Genomic DNA, 23,004 nt, shown 5'->3' with positions numbered 1-23,004 from the left:
AATGTTAGTTCTATTTTAATAAAGTGCATTATTTGAAAACAGTTTAGGCGCTAATTTTGACTTACTATCAATTAAATTGAACAAAACAGTACATCATTCCAAATTTTATTCCACTGGAAAGAGTGTGAAATAAACAATAAAGAGTTTACTTTTACTTTTTAAGAAATTGCAGCGATAACTACAATTTTGTTACTGTTTTAAATAAAACGATCTCGTAAAAATCAAGCCGAATTATAAAACCAAAAATCAATTAGTAATTTATATTCAATAAAAATGAAGCATTATCTTTTTTCACTACTATTCACTTTAACGTTCTTGAGTAACGTTGCGGCACAACAATTAAAATCACCCAACCAAAAATTCACAATGGATTTTTCATTGTTAAGTGACGGCACTCCAAGTTACACTTTGAGCTACAAAAATAACGTCGTTATAAAACCTAGTAAACTGGGTCTTGAACTAAAAAGCGACAAAAAAACAATGTTGTTTGATTTGACATATAGTACTAATCCCGCTGAAAAAAAATTACTTTTTGATAAAAATTCGTTGTTAAATAATTTCACGATAACAGATACCCAAACAGCTACTTTTGATGAAAACTGGAAACCCGTTTGGGGAGAAGTAGCTTCCATTCGCAATCATTATAACGAATTGGCAGTAACCTTAAATCAGAAAGAAACAGACAGAAAGATTGTGATTCGTTTCCGTTTGTTTGACGATGGTTTAGGATTTCGTTATGAATTTCCTTCGCAAAAAAACCTTACTTATTTTGTAATTAAAGAAGAAAGAACTCAGTTTGCCATGACAGGAGATCATACTGCATTTTGGATTCCGGGTGATTATGACACTCAAGAATACGATTACACCACATCAAAATTATCGGAAATCCGAGGCTTATCAGAAAAAGCAACTACCGCAAATGTTTCTCAAAAGTCTTTTTCTACAACAGGAGTACAGACTTCGCTAATGCTAAAAACAGCAGATGGATTGTATATCAATCTACATGAAGCAGCATTAATCAATTATTCGTGCATGCATTTGAATCTAGATGATAAAAATATGGTATTCGAATCTTGGTTAACACCAGATGCCAAAGGAGACAAAGGATACATGCAGGCCCCAAATCATTCGCCTTGGCGTACAATAATTGTTAGTGATGACGCAAGAGAAATTCTGGCTTCAAAAATGACATTGAACTTGAATGACCCAAGCAAAATTGAAGATACATCATGGATAAAACCCGTTAAATATGTAGGTGTTTGGTGGGAAATGATCACCGGAAAAAGTTCTTGGGCGTATACGGATGAATTTCCAACGGTACAACTTGGCGTTTCTGATTTTTCAAAAGCGAAACCAAATGGAAAACACGGTGCCAACAACACTAATGTAAAAAAATACATTGATTTTGCAGCTAAACACGGTTTTGATGCCGTTTTAGTAGAAGGCTGGAATGAAGGTTGGGAAGACTGGTTTGGTCATTCCAAAGATTATGTTTTTGATTTTCTGACTGCGTATCCGGATTTTGACGTCAAAGGATTGCATGAATATGCCAAATCAAAAGGTATTAAAATGATGATGCACCATGAAACTTCAGGATCTGTGCGTAACTATGAGCGCCACATGGATAAAGCGTATCAGTTTATGAAAGACAATGGATACGATGCTGTAAAAAGTGGTTATGTAGGTGATATTATGCCAAGAGGCGAAAACCACTACAGCCAATGGATTGTCAATCACTTTCAATATGCTTTGGAAAAAGCAGCCGAATATAAAATTATGTTGAATGCTCACGAAGCGGTTCGTCCAACGGGAATTTCAAGAACCTATCCCAATTTAATTGGTAACGAAGCAGCAAGAGGAACAGAATACCAAGCTTTTGGTGGTTCTAAACCCAATCACGTGACAGTGTTGCCTTTTACCCGTTTAGTAGGCGGACCGATGGATTATACTCCTGGGATTTTTGAAATGGATTTAAGCAAATTGAATCCGGATAATAATTCCCATGTCAACAGTACGATTGCAAATCAATTGGCATTGTACGTAACGATGTACAGCCCGTTGCAAATGGCAGCCGATACGCCGGAAAATTACGATCGCTTTCCTGATGCTTTTCAGTTCATCAAAGATGTAGCCGTAGATTGGTCTGACAGCAAATACCTTGAAGCAGAACCTGGTCAATATGTTACTGTTGCGCGTAAAGCAAAAGTGACGAACAATTGGTTTATTGGTAATGTAAATGGCGATACTTCTCGTACATCAACCATCAAATTTGATTTTTTGGAAAAAGGAAAAAAATATGTTGCCACTATTTATGCTGATGCAAAAGAGGCACATTATAAAACCAATCCACAAGCCTATACAATTCGTAAAATGACGGTGACTAACAAATCAAAACTGGCACAACTCAGTGCGCCCGGTGGAGGTTATGCGATAAGCATCGTTGAAATTAAATAATAATAAGCCGTTGGGTGTAATTCAATTTGTTTAATTTTTTAACCACATAGAAATATAGATTTTAAAATTCCGTAATGCGTTTCACTTTTTCCTAGAAAACCATAGCTATGTGAACCCAAGAATTAGGCTATCTTACTCTTTTTTTCTATGTCTCTATGCGGTTCAAATTTTTTATTAAAGATTAATTGAAATTTTCTTTAATTACACCCAACGAGTTCATAATAATAATCCGTGTATTGTAATTCATTCTACCACATAAATTCATAAAACAGAAAAGGCTGCCTAGAAAATCTAGACAGCCTTTTTTAGTTTTATCTTTCTCTTTAACTAATTTACTTTAATCAGTTTAACATTGAAAACAAGAACAGATCCTGCTGGAATAGGTCCACTACCGTTGCTTCCATAACCCAGATGAGAAGGAATTAAAAGAACTCCGCTTCCTCCTTCTTTAAAAAAGGGAATACCTTCTGTCCATCCTTTTATCACTTGGTTCAAACCAAATGAAATGCCTGAAGCATCACTTTGATCAAAAACATTTCCATTAGTAAAATATCCTTTGTAGGCTACTGTTACATTAGATGAAGCTGTTGGTTGAGCGCCAGTTCCCGCTTCATTAACCACATAATACAATCCTGAATCGGTTTTTGTGGCAGTCAATTTATTTTTCGCAATGTAATCCACGATTTCTTTTTCGTTTTGAACCGTGTAATCAACAGGTTTAGATGCTTCGTTATCCGATAAACAAGAAACAAATAATAAAGAAATTAGGGCTAATAAAGTAGATTTCATAATTTAATTTAAACGTTAATGCTGCAAATATAGTAATTCAAGCAAAGTCTTTTATAAAAATTATTTATCACCAAAAATCTGGACGTCATCTACTTGAAAAGCGCCATCCAAAGCCAGGTTTTTTCCGGAGCCTGTATATTTAAAAGCAATGCTGATTTTACCTTGGAATGCAGATAAATCTACTGCGCCACTTCCTACAAATTGATACCAAGGCGTGGCTTGTTTGGGCAAATTAACCATTAAAGGAATCCAAGTGGCAGTTGCAAAATTCAATCCGTCAAAATTACTGGAAGCATACACTTCCAAGGAATTTAACTGGGAATCAACGTCTAAATGATGCTGAGCGCTTCTAAAAGTAAGGACTTCTTTCGTATGAACATCCATGTCAATTTTTGGCGAGATCAACCAAGCCACATTCGAAACAACTTTAGTTCCGCTAATGGCAAACTCGGCATACCCGTTACCGGAATAAACGGTGCCTTTCCAGAAAAGTGTTCCTTTTTGAACCATATTTGCCCAACCGGGAAGACTCAAATTCGACTTATCGACAACTTTTTCAAAATCTTGGGAGAAAAAAGGAACAGCTCTGCTTCCAGTCATCACCACATCTTTTTCGGAACGCGGCAATAATTGGTAATCCGTTCCGTATTTTGTCAAAATTCCCCTTACTTTTCCGCTTCCTTCGGGAACAACTTTAGTCGAAAAATCAGAAAAACTACTCGTTCTAAAATAGACTTGATTGCCTAATTTATCTACTAATCCCCAATTTGTCGCACCGCCCACATTATTGGTTTCCTCAAAATAATGACGCCCTATGGCCAAAGCTGAAAACTGAACATCAGACAATTCGACCAACGTATTCAAATTAGAATCATTCAGCAGTTCCGACATGGTTAACGACCGAACCAAAACCTCCTCCTTTACATTCCTACACGACGCATTCAACACTTTTTTATACTCATTTTGTGAAAGTCGCCCCACTCCACCTTCATTATAGGAATTCACAAAAATACTTCCGATACGCATCCCGCCAAATGAAATATCCGTATATTGATCTTTCAATTTTATATATACTTTATTGCCCAATCTATAGTCAATATACAAGTTGGTAGCATCCACAGGAACGCTAAATCCTATAGCTGGCGTTGTGGCTGTTGCCAAAGTCTGAAAGGAAATCGACTTGAAAAAATTCCCCGATTCATCGCTGGAAACCACATACGCCTCGATGATATCCTCGTATTTGTACTGTGTTACAATGGCATTCGCAACCGCATGAACTTCGTTAACTGTTTTATTTATAACTAAATCTGGCTGGGTGCACATGAGTTTTGGAGCCACAACCTCATCCGTTACGCAACTGCTGAAAGTGATTGTCAACAGTAAAAATAGAACCGGTTTGCTGAATATTGATTTCATGTGCTTTAATTTAAAAATTGATATAAAGATTGACAAAATACGTTCTTCCGTATCCGTAAAAATATTTTGGTCCAAAAGAAGGCGTGCCACTGGAAACATCTTGATTAATTTGTCTGAAATTTGCGTTTCGGGCTTGTTCATAACCACCCGTTTTATAGGTAACATCGAGTACATTATTGATGCTGGCAAAAATCCCGACATTCTTTCCGTAAATTCTCCATGATTTTCCACCCACAAGGTTGAGCAACATCGTTGGATCAAATTTTTCTTGTTTTATAAGTACTGTAGCCCGTTCCTCCGTTGCCTCTGGAAAATTGAAACCGCTTGCGGGATTTTTATAAAATATTTCGGTTCTGGAAATAGGAGAAATATCAATATAACTGTTGGTGAGGTAATTTACATTGGCGCTAATCCACCAATATTTTGGATCTCGATATTCAATTCCCACGGAATACGCGCGTTGTGGCATTCCCGCTTGCTTATAATTTTTGAGGGAAGCCGTTCCAAAATCAAAAACCGGACTGGTATTTTCTGGAGTTGCTTCAGCATCGTTTGTCAAAGTCACTCTTGGATTACTGTCATACGTATATTCCCCGAAAGCGGCCGAAAAAGTGGTTTTAAATGTTTGGCTTAATTGGTATTCCAAACTGAATTCGGCCCCTACATTTTTCTTATTCAATTGTGTTAATGTCTGACTCACAAAAGCATCGGTATTTAAATAACCGGAGCCATCATCAAAAATTCCTTCGGCATAAAAAAAGGAAATTTGAGTCGCATTTTTAATTAAGGAATAATACGCAGTTAGTCTGGCTTTGAGTTTTGGGGAACGATAGATGTAACTGGCGTCCAAACTGCTGATGTTCTCACTTTCAATACCGTCTACAATCGCATTATTCAATCGGGAATTCGCAAACGTATTTTTCAAAGAGGGTGCTTTGGTTAAATATGCCGCATTAAAAGTCACCAGCTGTTTGCCGGAGATTTTGAAATTGAATCCGGCTTTGAAGCCAAAATTTTCAAATGCTATTTTTTCGCTTTTCCCGAAGGAATTGGTTTCATAAATTCCGTTTTTGTACAGACCTTCCCTTTGATAATTGGCAGTAGAAAAATGCTGAGCCAGATAAAAATCCGCTTTGTTGTAGGTGAATTTGAATTGGGTAAACGCTTCTACAGTATTGGCAAAATAATTATAGTTGTATCCGTACGTATCCCCAACCACTACTTGACGGTCGGGACTATTCAAATCAGACTGGGATTGATTTCCACTATAAAAAGCATCGATATCTTCAAAATAGGAACCGCCAAGCAAGTCCAACAATTTTTGTGAATTATGCGATTTTAGTTTTTTGAAAGATGCTCCTGCATTCAAAAAAATATTTTCCGACAGTTGCGCACTCAAATTTGTTGTGGCCACCGCTGTCTGATCTTCTACTTGATCTTCATACAAAACATACTTGCTTTTTGTGGGTTCGTAGCTCGTAATTGTTCCATTAGCATCCAAAACTGGATTTTGATTGGCTTGGTACAATGCCGTCCAATCGATTTGCGAATTGGCTAAAAATTCCGCTTTACTTTTTTCTGCATTTTCATAATCCGGAGTAAATGCACCCGAGAATTCTCCATTATCAGGCGCATAAAGAGAGCTGTAATAACTGGGCATATTTCGATAATACGTTGGATCAGGACTATTCGCATTTTGATAATCGATGTTGCTGTTGGCAATTGTTCCAAATTGATACGTCACACTCGAATTCAAATTGGTTTTATCATTGATTTTAAAATAATGATTCAGCATTATCATGGGTTCTTCAATGGTTTTGATGCGGGCATTTCTTTTTTCATTCTCTTGAAAACCCCAATACGAATTGTATTTTACGTTTGTCAATTGGGTAACTTCAGCTGTATTAGGGGAATTTTTGGCTCTGGAATTCGGAGTGTACAGTGCCGTGAGATTCAACGAATGCTTCTCGCCTACTTTTTTTTCGAGACTTATAAAAAAGGAATTCGCATCATAACTGCTGCCTTCAAAATACCCTTCTTGCGCCCAGCGCTTTCCTGCCGAAACTACAAAAGCCCAGCCACGGGAATTCATTCCGGAAGCATGCGTAGCCATGGTGCGCCAACTGTAATTGGTATTGGTCCCAGAAAATGAAATTCGAGAACCTGGTCTGTAAATAGAGGCTCGCGTATTGATTTCCTGTGTCCCTAAAATACCCCCAAACGTATAATCCGAAGGGGCAGTTCCCAGGGTAAATTCCTGATTACGTAGCGCGTCATTCAATCCGCCCCATGCACCCCATTGCGGTCTGCCGTCATAAATTTTATTCATGGAAACGCCATTGATCATCATTGTGGAATGTTCGCTGTCTAATCCCCGAACTCTAAAACGAGCTTGTCCCCAGTTGAAAGCGGCAGCTTGCAAAAAAGCATCTCGGGAGGATTGCAAGAGTCCGGAAGTACTTTCGGAACTGCTGTTGTCATCGCCAAAATCACTTTCAATAAGTGTGATGATACTGTTTTGCTGCTCTATGGATTGGTCTTGTTCTAAAGATATGGTTCCCAAATCCAGCATTTGTCCTTCGGTAATTTCAACGGGATACAAGCCATCTTTGAAACCCTGACTGTGTACCAGAAGCAAAATATTTCCTGTGGGAACGGTATCAAAACTGAAATTACCATCCGTTTTAGTGAGTTGCATTAAAGTCGTGTTTTGAACACTGACAACCACAAAACCTAACGAAATTTGCGTTTTTGAATCGATGATTTTTCCAAAAAAGCCTGTGTTATTTTGTGCCGTAATGCATCCCAGTTGAACCATGAAAAAGAAAGCTATGTAAAAATTATTCATATATTCAAACGATGAGGGTTCTATTTAATAAAAATTATAAATTCCAATAAAAAGTTCAACCATTACAATGAATTGCAACGGTTGAACTAAAACATAGAAAGCGTCATCCGAAAGGGAATAACTTTGAAAACAATTAAAAATGAATTTTGGAAAAAGAGTATAAAACCTTACTACTATAATGCTGAAAAAAGTGGTATTTAAAATTCAGCCTGTTGTCACGAACGAATTATAATGTTAAATGTACAAAAAAAACAATAACATATTGATTTTCAATAAATAAATTACTCTTTAGGTTAAAAATAAAAAACATACAAAAACATCGCGGTTTTAGTTGAAAATTTTCATTCTTTTCAAACGATCCTAAGCTTATTTATTCAAATATTATCTGTTGTTTTTGCTTCCAATACTAGCGATTTTATCGATTTGAAGGCCTGATAAAAGTTAAAGTGTTTTTTTATTCTTCGGAAAAAGCGTCTAAAAACGCACCAATTGTTAGGTAACTTTTAAAATTTGCCCCGAAACTTCGGGATAAAACTTAAAAGTAGTATTTTTGCACTATGGAAACAAATAGACAGAAAAAAATAGGTGGGGTTATCCAAAAAGATTTGGTTGATATTCTGCAAGGTGAAGTGAGAAAAAATGGAGTAGCTAATTTAATTATCTCGGTATCCAAAGTTACTGTAACTACAGATTTATCAGTGGCGACAGTACATTTAAGCGTTTTTCCTCAGGACAAAGCCAAAGAAATTTTAGAGGCGGTGAAGTCCAATGCTAAAACTATAAAACATGATTTATCACAACGCGTTCGTTTGCAATTAAGAAAAGTTCCTAATTTGGTTTTCTTTATTGACGACTCTTTAGATTACATTGAAAAAATTGACAATGCGTTAGCCAACAGAGATAATCCTATAGAAAACAGGGATCTTTTAGACAAACGCAGATTCCAATAAAGTTTGAATTTCTCCCTCTACATAGCCAAACGATACATCCTCAGCAATAGTAAAAACAATGCTATAAACATCATCAATCGCATTGCCAGCATGGGAATTATTGTTGGTGCAATGGCTTTGTTTGTTGTTTTATCCGTTTTTAGCGGGCTAAAAGTATTTAGTCTTTCGTTTACCAATGACATCGATCCGGATTTAAAAATAAGCAGCACTTTAGGAAAATCCTTTTTGATTTCTCCCAATCAGGAAAGCCAAATCAAAAAAATAGACGGTCTTGCTTGGTATACCAAAATCATCGAAGAGCGTGTTTTATTTACTTTTGACGGAAAACAACAAGTTACGTACTTAAAAGGGGTTGATGCTAATTTTAGCAAAGTAAATGCTATTGAATCCAAACTTTTCAATGGGCAATGGTTTAAACCTGACACCTATCAAGTAGTTGTTGGGTATGGAATTGCTCAGAAATTCTCGATGGGATTATTGGATTTTAATAATCATTTGGAAGTAATGGTGCCTAAAGCTGGAAAAGGCACGATTGAAAATCAAGAACAGGCCTTTAACAAAACGGATATAATTCCTGTTGGTATTTACGCCATTAGCGAAGATTTAGATTCTAAATATGTTTTTGCTGATTTGGGTTTAGCGCAGGAACTATTGGAATACAAAACCAATCAGGTTTCCGGGATTGAAATCAAAGCAAAAACTGGTGCTGATGAAACTGCTATTATAAATCAACTTCAAACTATTTTTAAGAATAAAATCACCGTAAAAAATAGGGCTCAACTTAACGACTCGCTCTACAAAATGTTGAATACCGAGAATATCGTTGTTTATTTAATCTTTACTCTGGTAATTGTTGTGGCACTATTCAACTTGATTGGCGCGTTAATTATGATGATTTTAGACAAAAAAGGGAATCTAAAAACCCTTTTTAATTTGGGAACTGAAATCAAAAATTTGCGAAAAATATTCCTGCTTCAAGGGACTTTATTGAGTGTTTTTGGCGGAATTATTGGGCTAACCTTAGGGATTATAATTGTACTACTTCAAGAACATCTTCAGCTTGTAATGATTACTCCTACACTGGCTTATCCTGTGATTTTCTCTCTCGAAAATGTACTTATTGTTATGGGGACGATTATTACGCTTGGCTTTATTGCATCCTTGATTGCAAGTAGTCGCGTGAGTAAGAAGTTATTGGAGTAAGTTTTTTACCGCTAATTCGCTAATTTTTAAAAAAATTACTCTTTAGATTTAGCAAAGATGTTTAATTAATAAGCTATTATAAATTAGCGAATTGGCGGTAGAAGTTGATTAATATATACTGCTTAAACCAACTCATATCCCGCATACGCTTCTTCGATTTCATTCAAAGCAGCGAATAATTCTTCAGGGCGGTCCAGCGTTACTAATTTTTGTTTGTGGGGTTTAAAAGAATGAATTCCTTTGAAATAATTGGTGTAATGTGGTCTTGTTTCCACAATTCCTAATCTTTCTCCTTTCCATTCCATGGCCCAAGTAAGGTGATTTCGAACTGCTTCGACTCTATCAATAACGGTAGGTTTTGGCAAATGTTCTCCCGTTTTAAAGTAATGTTTGATTTCGTCAAAAATCCAAGGATAACCAATGGCAGCACGACCAATCATAATGCCATCGATACCATATTCATTTTTATATTGCAATGCTTTTTCCGGAGAATCAATGTCGCCATTACCAAAAATAGGCATCGTGATTCTTGGATTATTTTTAACTCGGGCAATATGCGACCAATCGGAATGGCCTTTGTACATTTGGGCACGAGTTCTGGCGTGTATGCTCAAAGCGGCAACCCCAATATCTTGCAAACGCTCTGCTACTTCATCAATATTAATGGAGTTATCGTCCCAACCCAAACGGGTTTTTACGGTTACCGGCAAATGGGTACTATCAATAACGGCTTTAGTCAGGCGAATCATTAAATCTACATCTTTAAGAACGCCGGCTCCGGCTCCTTTGCAAACGACTTTTTTGACAGGGCAACCAAAATTAATATCGATTAAATCCGGGTTTACGGCAGACACAATTTTAGAGGACATGGCCATCGCTTCTTCGTCTCCACCAAAAATCTGAATCCCAACGGGGCGTTCGTAATCAAAGATGTCTAATTTCATGCGGCTTTTGATGGCGTCCCGAATCAATCCTTCGGAAGAAATAAATTCTGAATACATCATATCGGCACCGTGCGCTTTACACAATCTGCGAAAAGGCGGATCACTCACATCTTCCATTGGTGCGAGAAGTAAAGGGAATTCGGGTAATATTATGTTGCCAATCTTGATCATCGTCCTTATTTTTTTGCAAAATTACGACATTTAGCTGAAAGGATAAAAGAAGAAAGGAGAAAGACTTCGTATTAAAGGTGTTGGTTTACGAATTCGGGACTTTGAAACTGTTGAATTTAGCTTATATTTGCAGATTAATAGTCGCTGTTTGGCGATTGCGTGAGGGATTGCAGTGAAAATCCTTTTCCTTTTTTCTTTAAAAAAGGAAAAGATTGTAGCGGAAAGCCCGACCCTTGTGGTCACGCCCTGAAAAAAAATCAGGGTAAACCCAAATAAATTTGATATCAACAGAAAATGAAACACATACGGAATTTTTGTATTATTGCACATATTGACCACGGGAAAAGCACGCTTGCTGACCGATTACTTGGCGCTACACAAACCGTTACCGCTCGTGAGGAAAAAGCGCAATTGCTGGACAACATGGATCTAGAACGTGAACGTGGGATTACGATTAAGAGTCACGCGATTCAGATGGAATATACGTATAAAGGACAAGAATACATCTTGAACTTGATTGACACTCCTGGACACGTGGATTTTTCGTACGAAGTTTCTCGGTCGATTGCCGCTTGTGAAGGCGCACTTTTGATTGTAGATGCAGCACAAAGCATTCAGGCACAAACGATTTCGAATTTATATTTGGCTTTAGAAAATGACTTGGAAATTATTCCGGTTTTGAACAAAGTAGATTTACCAAGCGCGAATCCAGAGGAAGTAAGTGACGATATTATTGATTTACTTGGATGTAAATTAGAGGATATTATTCATGCATCGGGTAAAACTGGTTTTGGTGTCGAAAATATTTTAGCAGCGATCATCGATCGAATTCCTCCTCCAAAAGGAAGTGTTGATGAGCCATTACAAGCCTTGATTTTTGACTCGCATTACAATCCATTTCGAGGAATCGAAGTTATTTTCCGTGTAAAAAATGGTCAGATTAAAAAAGGTCAGAAGATAAAATTCATGGCTACCGGAAACGAATATTTTGCAGACGAGATTGGGACTTTAAAATTAAACCAAGTTCCGAAACAAGTGATTTCAGCCGGTGATGTTGGGTATTTAATTTCTGGAATTAAAGAAGCGAAAGAAGTAAAGGTAGGTGATACATTGACAGATGCGAAAACGCCAACAACGAATATAATTAAAGGATTTGAAGAGGTGAAACCAATGGTTTTTGCAGGAATTTATCCTGTGGATACGGAAGATTATGAGGAGTTGCGAAACTCTATGGAAAAATTGCAGTTGAATGATGCTTCATTAGTATTTTTACCGGAAAGTTCAGCTGCTTTGGGATTTGGTTTCCGTTGTGGATTCTTAGGAATGTTACACATGGAAATTATCCAAGAGCGTTTGGAGCGTGAATTCAACATGACAGTGATTACCACGGTTCCCAACGTTTCTTATTTGGCTTACACCAAAAAGGATCCAACAACTCCACTTATCGTAAACAATCCTTCGGACCTGCCCGAGCCCTCCCGTTTAGACCACGTGGAAGAGCCTTTTATTAAGGCAACCATCATCACCAAATCGGATTATGTTGGAAATGTAATGAGTTTGTGTATTGAAAAACGTGGGTTGATTACGAATCAGACCTATTTGACTACGGAACGTGTAGAGTTGACTTTTGATATGCCATTGGCAGAAATTGTATTTGATTTTTACGACCGTTTGAAAACCGTTTCTAAAGGATATGCTTCCTTTGATTATACGCCAATTGGGTTGCGAACTTCTAATTTAGTGAAAGTAGACATCTTATTGAACGCAACGATTGTGGATGCATTATCCTCCTTGATGCATGCCGACAACGCATATCAAATAGGAAAAAAAATGTGTGAAAAACTGAAAGAATTGATTCCGCGCCAACAATTTGATATTCCTGTTCAAGCGGCTATTGGGGTAAAAGTTATTTCTCGCGAAACAATAAAAGCATTGCGTAAAGACGTTACCGCTAAGTGTTATGGTGGAGATATTTCCCGTAAACGTAAATTATTGGAAAAACAGAAAAAAGGTAAAAAACGAATGAGATTGGTTGGAAATGTTGAAATTCCGCAAGAAGCGTTCATGGCTGTTTTGAAGTTGAATGATTAATGACCCGACGTTTTTTCTCGTCATTAATTACCCTGACGATAGTACCGGTTTTTTTAGAGGAGTGAACTAGGTATTTCATGCCACATTTAAATACCAAATTGGTTGTTTGCTTTGGCGTTCAGCAACAAAAGAGACATAGGAACAAAAGCGTATATTTGAATAACAAAAAAATATAACAATTATGAATTTTAATTCTAAAAATCCATTTTTAAATACTAAAACTTTTTCTACTGCAGTTTCAAAAAATGATCAAGTACATCAAACCACAATTCTTGATTATAATGACGAGATGACCTTGTCAGGAACCATAAATAAAAGTTTGATTTTATTTTTACTACTTACAGCTTCGGCTATGGTAATATGGTGGTTGACCTTTAATGGGATGAACCCAATGGTTCCAGCAATTGGCGGTGCAGTAGTAGGACTTATTCTAGTGGTAATTTCAGCGTTTAAACCTCAATATTCCCCCTATTTAGCCCCTGGTTACGCACTTTTTGAGGGCTTATTTATTGGTGGAATTTCAGCAATATTTGAAGCAATGTATCCTGGAATTGTCATTCAGGCCGTAGGAGCTACATTTGTAACCTTCATGATTTGTCTGGGATTATATAAATATAAAATTGTGAAGGTAACAGAACAATTCAAATCGGTAGTTGTGGCTGCAACATTGGCAATTGCTACGTATTATCTTATATCTTGGGTATTTTCAATGTTCACCAGTTTTGTGCCCGTGCATTATGGCGGCTCATGGATGAGTATTGGAATCAGTGTTTTTGTAATTGTGATTGCTGCTTTAAATCTGTTTTTGGATTTTGACCGCATCGAAAAAGGATCAGAACAAAAAATGCCAAAATACATGGAATGGTATGGTGCCATGGGGTTAATGATCACCCTTGTTTGGCTGTATATTGAATTTTTAAGATTGCTCTCAAAATTAAACAGTAAAAACTAATCGTGCTAATAGCTGTATAAAAAAGAGTGAACCTTTTAAAGTGTAAAAGAGTCACTCTTTTTATGCTGCTTTCTCAAAAGCAATGTAATGACTTAAAAGCCCTTTATTGTTGAAAACAGGAAACCCTTTTATGAAACAAACATAAATAGTCCCATTTTTTTTATAATTCAACACTGTTTTTTCAAAAGGTTTCTGCTCTACTATTGCCGTACGAATTTCACTTGAAGTACTCTTGCTCGTTGCTTTCCCTTGAAAAATCTTAGGGCTTTTTCCCAAAACTTCGGATTCTGCATAGCCGTTCATTTTTTTCATGTTGTGTGAAGCAAATATAATATTCAATTTTACATCCGTAACAATAACAACCTCTTCTTTCAGGCTACTATTGAGATCCCAATCATTTTTTGACCATTTATTTTGCAAAGCAATTGAGTTTAGCTTGTTTAAATCCAAAAAAACATTCTTGACTGAACTCAAAAATTCATTATGAAAATCCCAAGAACAAACAGGAACCGTCTTAATACTTAAAGCGCTGTGATACATCGCAATAGCGTCTTCATATTCTTTAAAATTGCTCATAACACATAATTTAATGAACCAAATGTAATTTTATTCACAAAGATAAAATTACAAATTTCAGATTTTAACCATTGTTGAACTCCTTCATTCTCCATTAGAAATCAAATTTCAGCTGCACCACAACAAATTTTTTCTGCTCTGTATTCAAATTGCTTAGAGAAATCCCCAGCAAACGAACGGAATCCTTCATGCGCTCTTGGTACAAAAGTTCTTTCACAACCTCTAGAATCAGTCCTTTGCCAGATATAAAATAAGGCAAGGTTTTACTGCGGGTTTGTTGGGTAAAATCACTGTATTTAATTTTCAAAGTGATTGTTTTTCCAGCTATAGTTTGTTTTTTTAATCTTCTTTCTAAGGCACTTGCAATAGGATCCAGTTGCTCCATCATGAAAATTTCTGAAGAAAGGTTGACGTCAAAAGTATGTTCTGCCGCTACTGATTTTGTGATTCGATTGGATTTAACCTCACTATTATGAATTCCCCTAACTACGTTGTAGTAAAAATGTCCTGATTTTCCAAAATGTCTCTCCAGAAACTCCAATGATTTACTTTTTAATTCTACTCCCGTAAAAATCCCTAATTGGTACATTTTCTCGGTGGTTACTTTTCCAACCCCATGAAATTTGTGAATGGCTAATTCTTCCAAAAATGCAATCACTTCATTTGGATCGACTGTTTTCTGCCCGTCGGGTTTATTATAATCACTTGCGATTTTAGCGACAAATTTATTAACTGAAATCCCTGCCGAAGCTGTCAAACCTACTTCATTAAAAATGCGTTGTCTTATTTCCTGTGCCAATAAAGTGGCGCTAGGATTTCCTTTTTTATTTGTAGTGACATCTAAATACGCCTCATCGAGTGAGAGTGGCTCTACTAGATCCGTATATTCATAAAAAATCTTGTGAATTTTTCTTGATATTTCTTTGTACCGATCAAATCTCGGTGTAACAAAAATAAGTTCTGGGCAGTTTTTTTTAGCCATAACGCCACTTATGGCACTCCTTACGCCAAATTTCCTAGCCTCATAACTTGCTGCAGCGACAACTCCTCGATTCTCTGAACCTCCCACTGCAATGGGTTTTCCCCGCAACAATGGATTGTCCAATTGCTCCACAGAGGCGTAGAAAGCATCCATGTCAACGTGAATAATTTTTCTTACTGGAATGAATCCCTGCATAATGTTCTAATTGAATATTCTCTTCGATTTCTTCCAAAGAACCTAGCATTCTGATTAATTCTTACCGTCTGAACTCAAATAATTGACAACTACTTTTGATTTTTTTTTGTTTTCCGTTGGAAAAAAGAAACTAATGGGTCTGGATTTAAAATGATTCCAGATAGAAGCAGCAATAAATCGCAATTCAAACAAAGAAATAGCCCTGGAGCGGAGCGCCAATCCCAACGAAAGGCTAAAACTGACCGTAAAATTCACTAACCCAATAACTCCAATCCCAAAAATGCCCCAAAACAACATAGTATTGCTTACTTGATAATTTGCTCCATACACTCCTAAGGCAAGATTACCGCTTACGAAAGTGATGTGTCTAATATCCAGATTCAACCCTAAAAACAAGCCAACGGAAGCCGTACTTCCCATAAAAACGCCAAACCAAAAATTAGAAATAATTCCAGCCCCTCTTTTTTCGTACAGCTTGGCTAATTTTAAAGTACGTACTTTTCCTAAGCTTCTTTTCAACATAGGGTGTTCCGTTATTCGGAAAAAAACCTGATTATGCTTATCCCTATTGGCAATACTTCCCGAAATAATTCCAGATAAAAACAGAAAAAATCCTGCTATTGCCGCATGAAAAATAGCTAATGAATGAATGGGACTAATGTCTATAAGTAACGTTTCCCATTTAGTTGCAGCAATATTATAATGGAATAAGTAATCAATAGCCCAAATTCCAAGCAATGAAACTGGAAAAGCCATAATTACATTCCCCAAAAATGCAATAAACTGGGACCTGAAAACACGTGCAAAAAGAATGGCAAAAGCTTCATATTTCTCCGCCTCCTTCCCTTGTTTTGCAACTCCTTTTTCTAGAGCTTTTATCAAGGCAGCAGCAGTCATCGCTGGCTGTTTTGTAGCTAAAGTAAACCCCAGAAGATAAATAGCAATAAATCCAAAAGCATAATTCATACTATAAAGAAAAGCATGCCCAAAAAAACTAGTGTCAGCGCTAGCAAGCAAAACCTTAATGACACATAATATACCTACAATAAACCCTCCACCTAGGGCGGTACGGAACATTTTAAAATATTCTTTGCGACTTTCTGTGATATAATGTTCACCTGTTTTAGCCGTGTGCTGGGTAATTTCATAAGAGATTAATTGTGTACTTTCGGCTATAAATTTCCTAACATTGTTCTTGTAGCAATTGAATTTTATCAAACGTAAGGCTAAAACAATCCCATTGTTTTTTTTATCACTCTCTTTTTCAACGATCAGCAACGGAATTAAAAATTTAAGCCGCTCTAATTGCTGTCTGATTTTTAGTAAATTCTGGTTTACCCGAAGTGAAATGCCATATTTAGAACTATTATGAAAAGCTCTGTCCACAAATTCTTCGCATTGCTTATGCAAAACCATCAATTGGGAATAAGATAAATCATCTATAGTGATGAAATGATTTTCAGAACTCCGGACTTGATCTTCTATTTGAAACAATTCCTTTTCAAAAGCTGAAAAAGGACTTTCAAAATCATCAAATTCAGGTACCATTTTAATCACATCCGTTTCCATGGCACGACCGCTGATGCGTTGTGTAATAAGATGCATTGCAACAAGTATTTCTGATAAAACGGAGTGAGGTGCTACACTTTCATAAATAGATTTGAATTTTAAAAGGCTGTATAATTCCTCTAATTGCTCCACTGGAATTTTATTTACCCAAATCCCATCATTGGCTAGATAAAAAACCTGATTGAAAATGTATTCTAAAGTGTCTTTTTGAGGTTGATAAGGCAATATCTTAGCAAAGATTCTTTTTTTGACTTCAAAAAGAAAATCTACATCTTGTAAAATAGCTGCGTCTGTGAGGATTTTATTAAACTTAATGTCTTTGAGAATTTCTTTGAGATAAAGGGAAAGTTGTTTCCGACAAGAATAATTTTCTTTCAAAAAAGTAATAATATCCTGCAAATCCACGGTTGCCAATTTTTTTGTTTGCAAAGGCCGAATCAACCGAATTAACTCCACTAAAGGCTCCAGGTTGTCTTCTGTATCACGCCAAGACTCTGCTTCCCCAAAAAATTCAGTTAGCACTCCCACTGGAGTTGGCTTGTGTTTTCTTTTAAAAAATGGTTTTATCAACTTTGTTTAATTTTTGTAAAAATACGAACAGACTGATCATTTTTCATTAATAAATCCTTGAAATTATTGCTCAAGGACGCACAAAAAGACCTATTCGCAAAATTTCCTTCCTATTATCGGTAATCGACACACAGAATTGGAACATAAAAAACAGCAAACTAGCATAAACTCCGCTTTTGTCAAAGAGATAAAAACGGAACAAAAGCAAAATATTTAATACCTTTGGTTGCTGGTATCAGCCCAGATAGCAATGAAAAATCTTCGATTGAAAAAAACTATTTTTCATTTAAAAAAGAGCAACCCAAGACGCTATTTTTTACAAATTGAAAAAAGATTTATGAGTAAAAATTGAAATGAATATCTGGATACGAGCCAAGTGAACTGACAAAATAAATAACTAAAAATAACAAATTTCGCTTGAAATGATAGAAATAGAAAGAAAATTTTTAGTCAAAGATGATTCCTATAAAGAATCTGCTTTTACTCAAAATCATATTGCGCAGGGCTATTTGAGTTCCGCGCCAGCGCGAACGGTACGGGTACGAATAAAAGGAAAAAAGGGGTTTCTGACGATAAAGGGGATTTCTAATACCTCCGGACTGTCCCGTTTTGAGTGGGAAAAAGAAATTTCCATTAGTGACGCTGAAAAATTACTGCTTTTGTGTGAAAAGGGAGCTATTGATAAAACTCGCTTTGAAATAAAAGTGGGCTCTCATATTTTTGAAGTAGATGAATTTCATGGTGAAAATCAAGGACTGGTTGTGGCAGAAATTGAATTAAACTCTGAAGAAGAATTTTTTGAAAAACCAGCTTGGCTGGACAAGGAAGTCACCGGAGACTCCCGCTATTACAATTCTTATTTGAGCACTTCGCCTTTTAGAAACTGGTAATCTAATTACTCATTACGGCTATAGTTACCTGCAGCCCTCCGCTGTTTTTATTAGCTGCAATATCCATAAATGCTCGTTTAGAAAGATCAATCTCTCTAGACTTGACAAATGGGCCTCTATCTGTAATTTCTACAATTACGAACTTCCCGTTTTTTTCATTGGTCACTTTGACTTTGGTACCAAAGGGCAGTTTTTTGTGGGCGGCGGTATATTTATTATTGTCAAATTTTGTACCGCTGGTCGTTCTTCTGCCATTGAATTTATCTGCGTAATAGGATGCGTGAGCGGCTTTTTTGTAGATTTTAAATTTTCCTAAAGAAGAGATCAATGAGTCTATTTTTTTTTCTTCCAGCTCCATTGCGGTTCGACTTTTTTTGATGCTGTCTTTTTGTATGGTGGCTTTTTGTCTTTCAGAGATGGAACTTTGGCTACTGGCTAAAGTGATTATTGCCAACAAAAAAAATAATGTTATTGATTTTTTCATTTATGTCTTTTTTAGTTAAATCTATTTTACAAAAACCATACCTAGATAAAAAAAGCTCTATTTCTAGAGCTTTCACGGTTTTTTTTAAAACCATATTTTCCATGGGATTCGGCTTAAAATAAGCACTAATCCTAAACCATAAAAAATAGAAAATGTTTTAAATTTAGATTCGCTTGTAGTTACTTTTTTGTGTTTTGACCACCCAATAGTAATCAAGACAATTGCTATTATATTGATCAAAGGATGTTCTAAAGCCAACAATCGGCTTTCCGTTGTCAGCCCACCCATTCCAACGGCTTTTATCATATTCAAACCATTGGGAGACACAAAGTATAAAAGTACACCTACTACTAATTGAGTGTGTATTGCTATTAAGCCAAACAGCGCTATCTTTCTGTCTTTGGAAGTAAATTCTTTTTTAGAAAACATCCCTATCAAAGAATTAACCACAGCCACCACTAAAACTAAAAGTGCCAGATAAGCCCAGCCAGAATGAAATTTTTGAATAAAATCGTCCATAAATAATATTTTTGTTTTAACAAATATAAGCAAAAAAGGCATAAAAAAACCACGTTTTTCAACGTGGTTTTAAATATTCAAACACTTAAATTACTCCTACTTACCAAAAATGTATCTAAGTGTAAATTGTGCTTGCCAAACATCAAAAGTTGAAGCATTTTTTTGAAAAGTGTCTTTTATTAAAACTCGAGTTCCGTTAGCTTCTACTTGAGTCGCTAATTGATAAAAAGGAACATTCGTAGTCGTTGTTCTGTAGTTCAAAACATTTGTATTTGTAACTCGTTGTGTAACTCCCCAATCTTTATTAATGAAATTAGTAAAGTTCAGGATATCAGCTCTGAATTGAAAATTATTCTTTTTACCCGCAATTGTAATATAAAAATCTTGAGTTGCTGATAAATCTAATCTATGTAGCATAGGTAAAACTCCTCCATTTCTCTCTGCATACTGCCCTCTTCTAGTAGAAAGGTAATCATCTTGATTGATATAGGATTCGTAAGCTTGTTGTTGTTGCGCTTCAGTGTAGACTGTTGTCACAGTCCCATTTGTTACTGAAAGTGATTGAAAACGAATTTCATTTGCATTTTTAGGGACATAAATCAAGTCATTGTTATTTACTCTGTCACCATTCATATCACCCCCGTAAGAATAGGAAAACGGTCCGGATTGTTCTCCAATGTATCCTAAATTGATTGAAGTTGCCGCCCCTACATTTTTACCGTATTCAATTTTGTATCCTAAAATACCAACTAATCTATGTGGTGTATTATTGTTAGACAATGCTAAAGGTAAGTCGTTATTTCCATTTACAGATCTAGCGCCCGTCCACGAACCAGAAGCAATAGAACCCGGAGATAACAAATCATTAGCACTTGAATACGTGTATGCAAACGATCCCCATAGCCCTTTTTTGTATGGATACTCTAATTTAAAGGTTGAAGAATAAAAATATCCTTTGTCCGTGTTTGTTAAAACAACGGCACTGGAAACATTATCATTAACACGAACACCTGCATCGGTACGAGCATATCTTGGTCTGTTATCCGGACCGCTGAAAGTTCCAACTGGCGCATCAAAATTAGCATTATAATAATGTATCGCATTAATATTTCTTTGAAAAATCCCTTCTACTGTACCTACAAAACCAAAAGGAAGTTTTTGATCAACCGCTATATTAGTTTTCCAAACTTGCGGAAACTTAAATTTTTTATCGGTGAAAGCCAATTCAAAAGTAGTAGGAAGCGTTGGGGTATCCGGAATAAAATAATCATTTGGGTTTGGAGTAAAACCATACCCACCAGAAGCCAATGCAGTGCCACTTACATCAACAAAACCTGTAAGCACTCCATTATTACCAATTGCATTAGATAAATAAACTGAAGGTGCTCTTCCTGTAAAAACACCACTACCTCCACGAAGTTGCGTCGTTGCATCGCCATTTAAGTCTAAGTTGAAACCAACTCTTGGCTCAAACAAATACTGTGTATCAGGCATTTCTCCTGTATTAAATTTTTGGCCTTGTCCAAAAGTTAATGCAGTAACTGCAGGATTCTCAAGAGCTGTATCAGCAAACCAAACAGCTGTGGCACGAAGACCTACTGTTAATTTAAATCTATCGCTCAATTTCATTTCATCTTGCGTGTACAAATCTAATTTGTTTGACTTGAAGATTTGTAATGGCTCTTGAGCACCTGGCAATGCAGAATATCTGAATTGAAGACGTGCAGGAAGTGCCGTTGTTGATGGAATGCCACCTGTGTTTGCAGACTGATTAGCTGCTGCATAAAAGTCAGAAAGTGAATTAAAAGTGTAAACACCATTTGAACCAGAGAAAAACAAGTTGCTTGATTTGAAGTACTCAAAGTTAGCACCAAACAATAAAGAATGTTTTCCTATGGTTTTAGTCAAATTATTTGTAAAATGTAATGTAGAATACGAAAGTTTATTTCCTTGAGTGAACGGATCTAAACCTGCCGAAATAAATGTGTTTGAACCGTTTAAGATATCAATTGTTGGAAACAAACCACCACCTTGTAATGCTCTGTCTTCAATTTGCTTATCGTAACCTGCAATAAAGTTATTGTACCAAGAATTGCTTAATTTACTATTCAATTCTAAGACTACTGATCTCGTATTATCCTGAATTACATATCCGCTGTTTTTAAAAGACATTGCTAACGGACTTGTTCTTCTGTTTCCAAAACCTAATGAATTAGAGTTTGAAGTTAACTCATCAGAATTAGAGTTATGAAAAACATAACGAGCGGTCAATTGATGATTATCATTAATATTCCAGTCCAGTCTGGCTAGGAATTTTTTTGAAATTCTTTCAGCATCATAGTTTTCCCATGGTCCTGTGGTATAATTAAATTTATCTTGCAAAAAAGTAGAAAGTGTTTGCATTTGTGCAAAAGTAGGAGCCGAAACCTGTGCACTTGCTTGTGGCGAACCTGTAGATGTCCAAGTAGTAGCCGGGCTAATGTTCTCTATAGTTTCAACATTCCCAAAGAAAAATAATTTATCTTTAATGATTGGTGCTCCAATTCTGGCACCCCAAATTTTTTCTTCAAATTTTCCAGGCACTACTGTTCTTTCTCCTGCTTTACTTCCTATGAAGTCTTTTTTGTTGCTTCGGAATGAATTGTATATTGATCCTTCCACTTCATTGGTTCCACTTTTGGTAACCGCATTGATTCCAGAACCTAAAAATCCGGATTGACGTACGTCATAAGGAGCGATATTTACTTGTAATTGCTCAATAGCATCTAATGAAATAGCTGTAGAACCGGTTCTTCCTCCGGCTTGTGAGTCACTACCTAAACCAAAACCATTATTAAAAACAGATCCGTCAATAGTAAAATTGTTTAATCTTGAATCCTGACCACCAAAAGTACCGTTACTACCTGCATTAGCATTGTACTTAGTAATTGCATTTATGGAACGTGCACCTGTTACTGGCACGGCAGTGATTTCTCTGTTAGAAAATTGTTGAGATGCTCCAGTTCTTCCTTTATTGAAAGTCCCTTTCGATTTTGTAGAAACAATTACTTCATTCAACGCATTTGATTCTTCTTCTACAACAATATTTACAGTTAAATTATTCCCTAAAGGAGCGTTAATGTCCGTGATTTCTGTTGTTTTGTAGCCTACATAAGTCACTCTTACAGTGTAGGGACCGCCTGGTCTAATACCCTGAACTGCATAGCCTCCATTGGCACTTGTAGTTGAAAAATATTTTGTTCCTGTAGGCGTGTGAACGACCTCAACTGACGCTCCTGGAAGAGTCTCTCCAGCATTCGATTTAACAGTACCAGACATAGCAGAACTAGTGACCTGCGAATGACCTACAACTGATAAAAAAATAATCAAAATAAAAATAATTCTTTTCATTTTTGTTTTTT

At 36.2% G+C, this 23,004-nt stretch carries 16 protein-coding genes; 6 read left to right on the top strand and 10 right to left on the bottom strand.

Annotated features, from left to right (window positions below; translation table 11 throughout):
• The first annotated feature begins 273 nt into the window (after positions 1 to 273).
• The gene (locus EKM03_RS01670; protein WP_126739772.1) at positions 274 to 2,454 is read left to right on the top strand and encodes a glycoside hydrolase family 97 protein; all 2,181 of its coding nucleotides are present in this window, start codon (positions 274 to 276) and stop codon (positions 2,452 to 2,454) included.
• A gap of 327 nt (positions 2,455 to 2,781) precedes the next feature.
• Here the strand turns inward: EKM03_RS01670 and EKM03_RS01665 are convergent, their stop codons facing one another.
• Genes EKM03_RS01665 through EKM03_RS01655 form a run of 3 tightly spaced genes read right to left on the bottom strand, consistent with a single transcriptional unit; the run spans position 2,782 to position 7,507 of the window.
• Positions 2,782 to 3,243: an FKBP-type peptidyl-prolyl cis-trans isomerase gene (locus tag EKM03_RS01665; protein WP_126576713.1), complete on the bottom strand. Its 462-nt coding sequence runs from the start codon at positions 3,241 to 3,243 to the stop codon at positions 2,782 to 2,784.
• Positions 3,244 to 3,303: 60 nt separating this feature from the next.
• Positions 3,304 to 4,659 (bottom strand): DUF5689 domain-containing protein, encoded by a 1,356-nt coding sequence (locus EKM03_RS01660; protein WP_126457617.1) that lies wholly within the window; start codon positions 4,657 to 4,659, stop codon positions 3,304 to 3,306.
• A gap of 10 nt (positions 4,660 to 4,669) precedes the next feature.
• The gene (locus tag EKM03_RS01655; RefSeq protein WP_126739771.1) at positions 4,670 to 7,507 is read right to left on the bottom strand and encodes a carboxypeptidase-like regulatory domain-containing protein; all 2,838 of its coding nucleotides are present in this window, start codon (positions 7,505 to 7,507) and stop codon (positions 4,670 to 4,672) included.
• Between the two features lie 557 nt (positions 7,508 to 8,064).
• Between EKM03_RS01655 and rbfA the strand changes: the two genes are divergently transcribed.
• Together rbfA and EKM03_RS01645 are read left to right on the top strand one after the other, a co-directional pair.
• The gene (rbfA, locus tag EKM03_RS01650) at positions 8,065 to 8,457 is read left to right on the top strand and encodes a 30S ribosome-binding factor RbfA (protein ID WP_126452046.1); all 393 of its coding nucleotides are present in this window, start codon (positions 8,065 to 8,067) and stop codon (positions 8,455 to 8,457) included.
• A gap of 3 nt (positions 8,458 to 8,460) precedes the next feature.
• Positions 8,461 to 9,660, top strand: a complete 1,200-nt coding sequence (locus tag EKM03_RS01645) for an FtsX-like permease family protein (protein ID WP_126554014.1) — start codon at positions 8,461 to 8,463, stop codon at positions 9,658 to 9,660.
• A gap of 122 nt (positions 9,661 to 9,782) precedes the next feature.
• Here the strand turns inward: EKM03_RS01645 and dusB are convergent, their stop codons facing one another.
• A complete protein-coding gene (dusB, locus tag EKM03_RS01640) occupies positions 9,783 to 10,775 on the bottom strand; it encodes a tRNA dihydrouridine synthase DusB (protein WP_126457620.1) in 993 nt (330 codons plus the stop codon).
• Between the two features lie 294 nt (positions 10,776 to 11,069).
• Here dusB and lepA point away from each other — a divergent pair, with 294 nt between their 5' ends.
• Complete coding sequence (lepA, locus tag EKM03_RS01635) at positions 11,070 to 12,866, top strand: translation elongation factor 4 (RefSeq protein ID WP_126452060.1); 1,797 nt, start codon at positions 11,070 to 11,072, stop codon at positions 12,864 to 12,866.
• A 181-nt stretch (positions 12,867 to 13,047) separates the two neighbouring features.
• Positions 13,048 to 13,818, top strand: a complete 771-nt coding sequence (locus tag EKM03_RS01630; protein ID WP_126739770.1) for a Bax inhibitor-1/YccA family protein — start codon at positions 13,048 to 13,050, stop codon at positions 13,816 to 13,818.
• A 60-nt stretch (positions 13,819 to 13,878) separates the two neighbouring features.
• Here EKM03_RS01630 and EKM03_RS01625 read toward each other — a convergent pair whose 3' ends face one another.
• The 3 genes from EKM03_RS01625 to EKM03_RS01615 form a co-directional block, all read right to left on the bottom strand.
• A complete protein-coding gene (locus tag EKM03_RS01625; RefSeq protein ID WP_126739769.1) occupies positions 13,879 to 14,394 on the bottom strand; it encodes a PAS domain-containing protein in 516 nt (171 codons plus the stop codon).
• A 94-nt stretch (positions 14,395 to 14,488) separates the two neighbouring features.
• On the bottom strand, positions 14,489 to 15,571 hold the full coding sequence (gene dinB / locus EKM03_RS01620; RefSeq protein WP_126554018.1) for a DNA polymerase IV: 1,083 nt from the start codon (positions 15,569 to 15,571) through the stop codon (positions 14,489 to 14,491).
• 54 nt (positions 15,572 to 15,625) lie between these two features.
• On the bottom strand, positions 15,626 to 17,710 hold the full coding sequence (locus EKM03_RS01615) for a site-specific recombinase (RefSeq protein ID WP_233584044.1): 2,085 nt from the start codon (positions 17,708 to 17,710) through the stop codon (positions 15,626 to 15,628).
• A gap of 422 nt (positions 17,711 to 18,132) precedes the next feature.
• Here EKM03_RS01615 and EKM03_RS01610 point away from each other — a divergent pair, with 422 nt between their 5' ends.
• Complete coding sequence (locus EKM03_RS01610) at positions 18,133 to 18,600, top strand: CYTH domain-containing protein (RefSeq protein ID WP_126457624.1); 468 nt, start codon at positions 18,133 to 18,135, stop codon at positions 18,598 to 18,600.
• Position 18,601: 1 nt separating this feature from the next.
• Here the strand turns inward: EKM03_RS01610 and EKM03_RS01605 are convergent, their stop codons facing one another.
• The 3 genes from EKM03_RS01605 to EKM03_RS01595 form a co-directional block, all read right to left on the bottom strand.
• Positions 18,602 to 19,084 carry a septal ring lytic transglycosylase RlpA family protein gene (locus tag EKM03_RS01605; protein WP_126563586.1) on the bottom strand — a complete coding sequence of 161 codons (483 nt, stop codon included), beginning with the start codon at positions 19,082 to 19,084 and terminating at the stop codon, positions 18,602 to 18,604.
• 84 nt (positions 19,085 to 19,168) lie between these two features.
• Positions 19,169 to 19,603: a hypothetical protein gene (locus EKM03_RS01600; protein ID WP_126739768.1), complete on the bottom strand. Its 435-nt coding sequence runs from the start codon at positions 19,601 to 19,603 to the stop codon at positions 19,169 to 19,171.
• Between the two features lie 96 nt (positions 19,604 to 19,699).
• A complete protein-coding gene (locus EKM03_RS01595) occupies positions 19,700 to 22,993 on the bottom strand; it encodes a TonB-dependent receptor (protein WP_126739767.1) in 3,294 nt (1,097 codons plus the stop codon).
• Positions 22,994 to 23,004: the final 11 nt, after the last annotated feature.

This window comes from Flavobacterium sp. GSP6 (assembly GCF_003984855.1).
Classification (GTDB): Bacteria; Bacteroidota; Bacteroidia; order Flavobacteriales; family Flavobacteriaceae; genus Flavobacterium.
The sequence above is the reverse complement of the archived record's forward strand: the minus strand, read 5'-3'. Positions and strand labels throughout refer to the sequence as shown.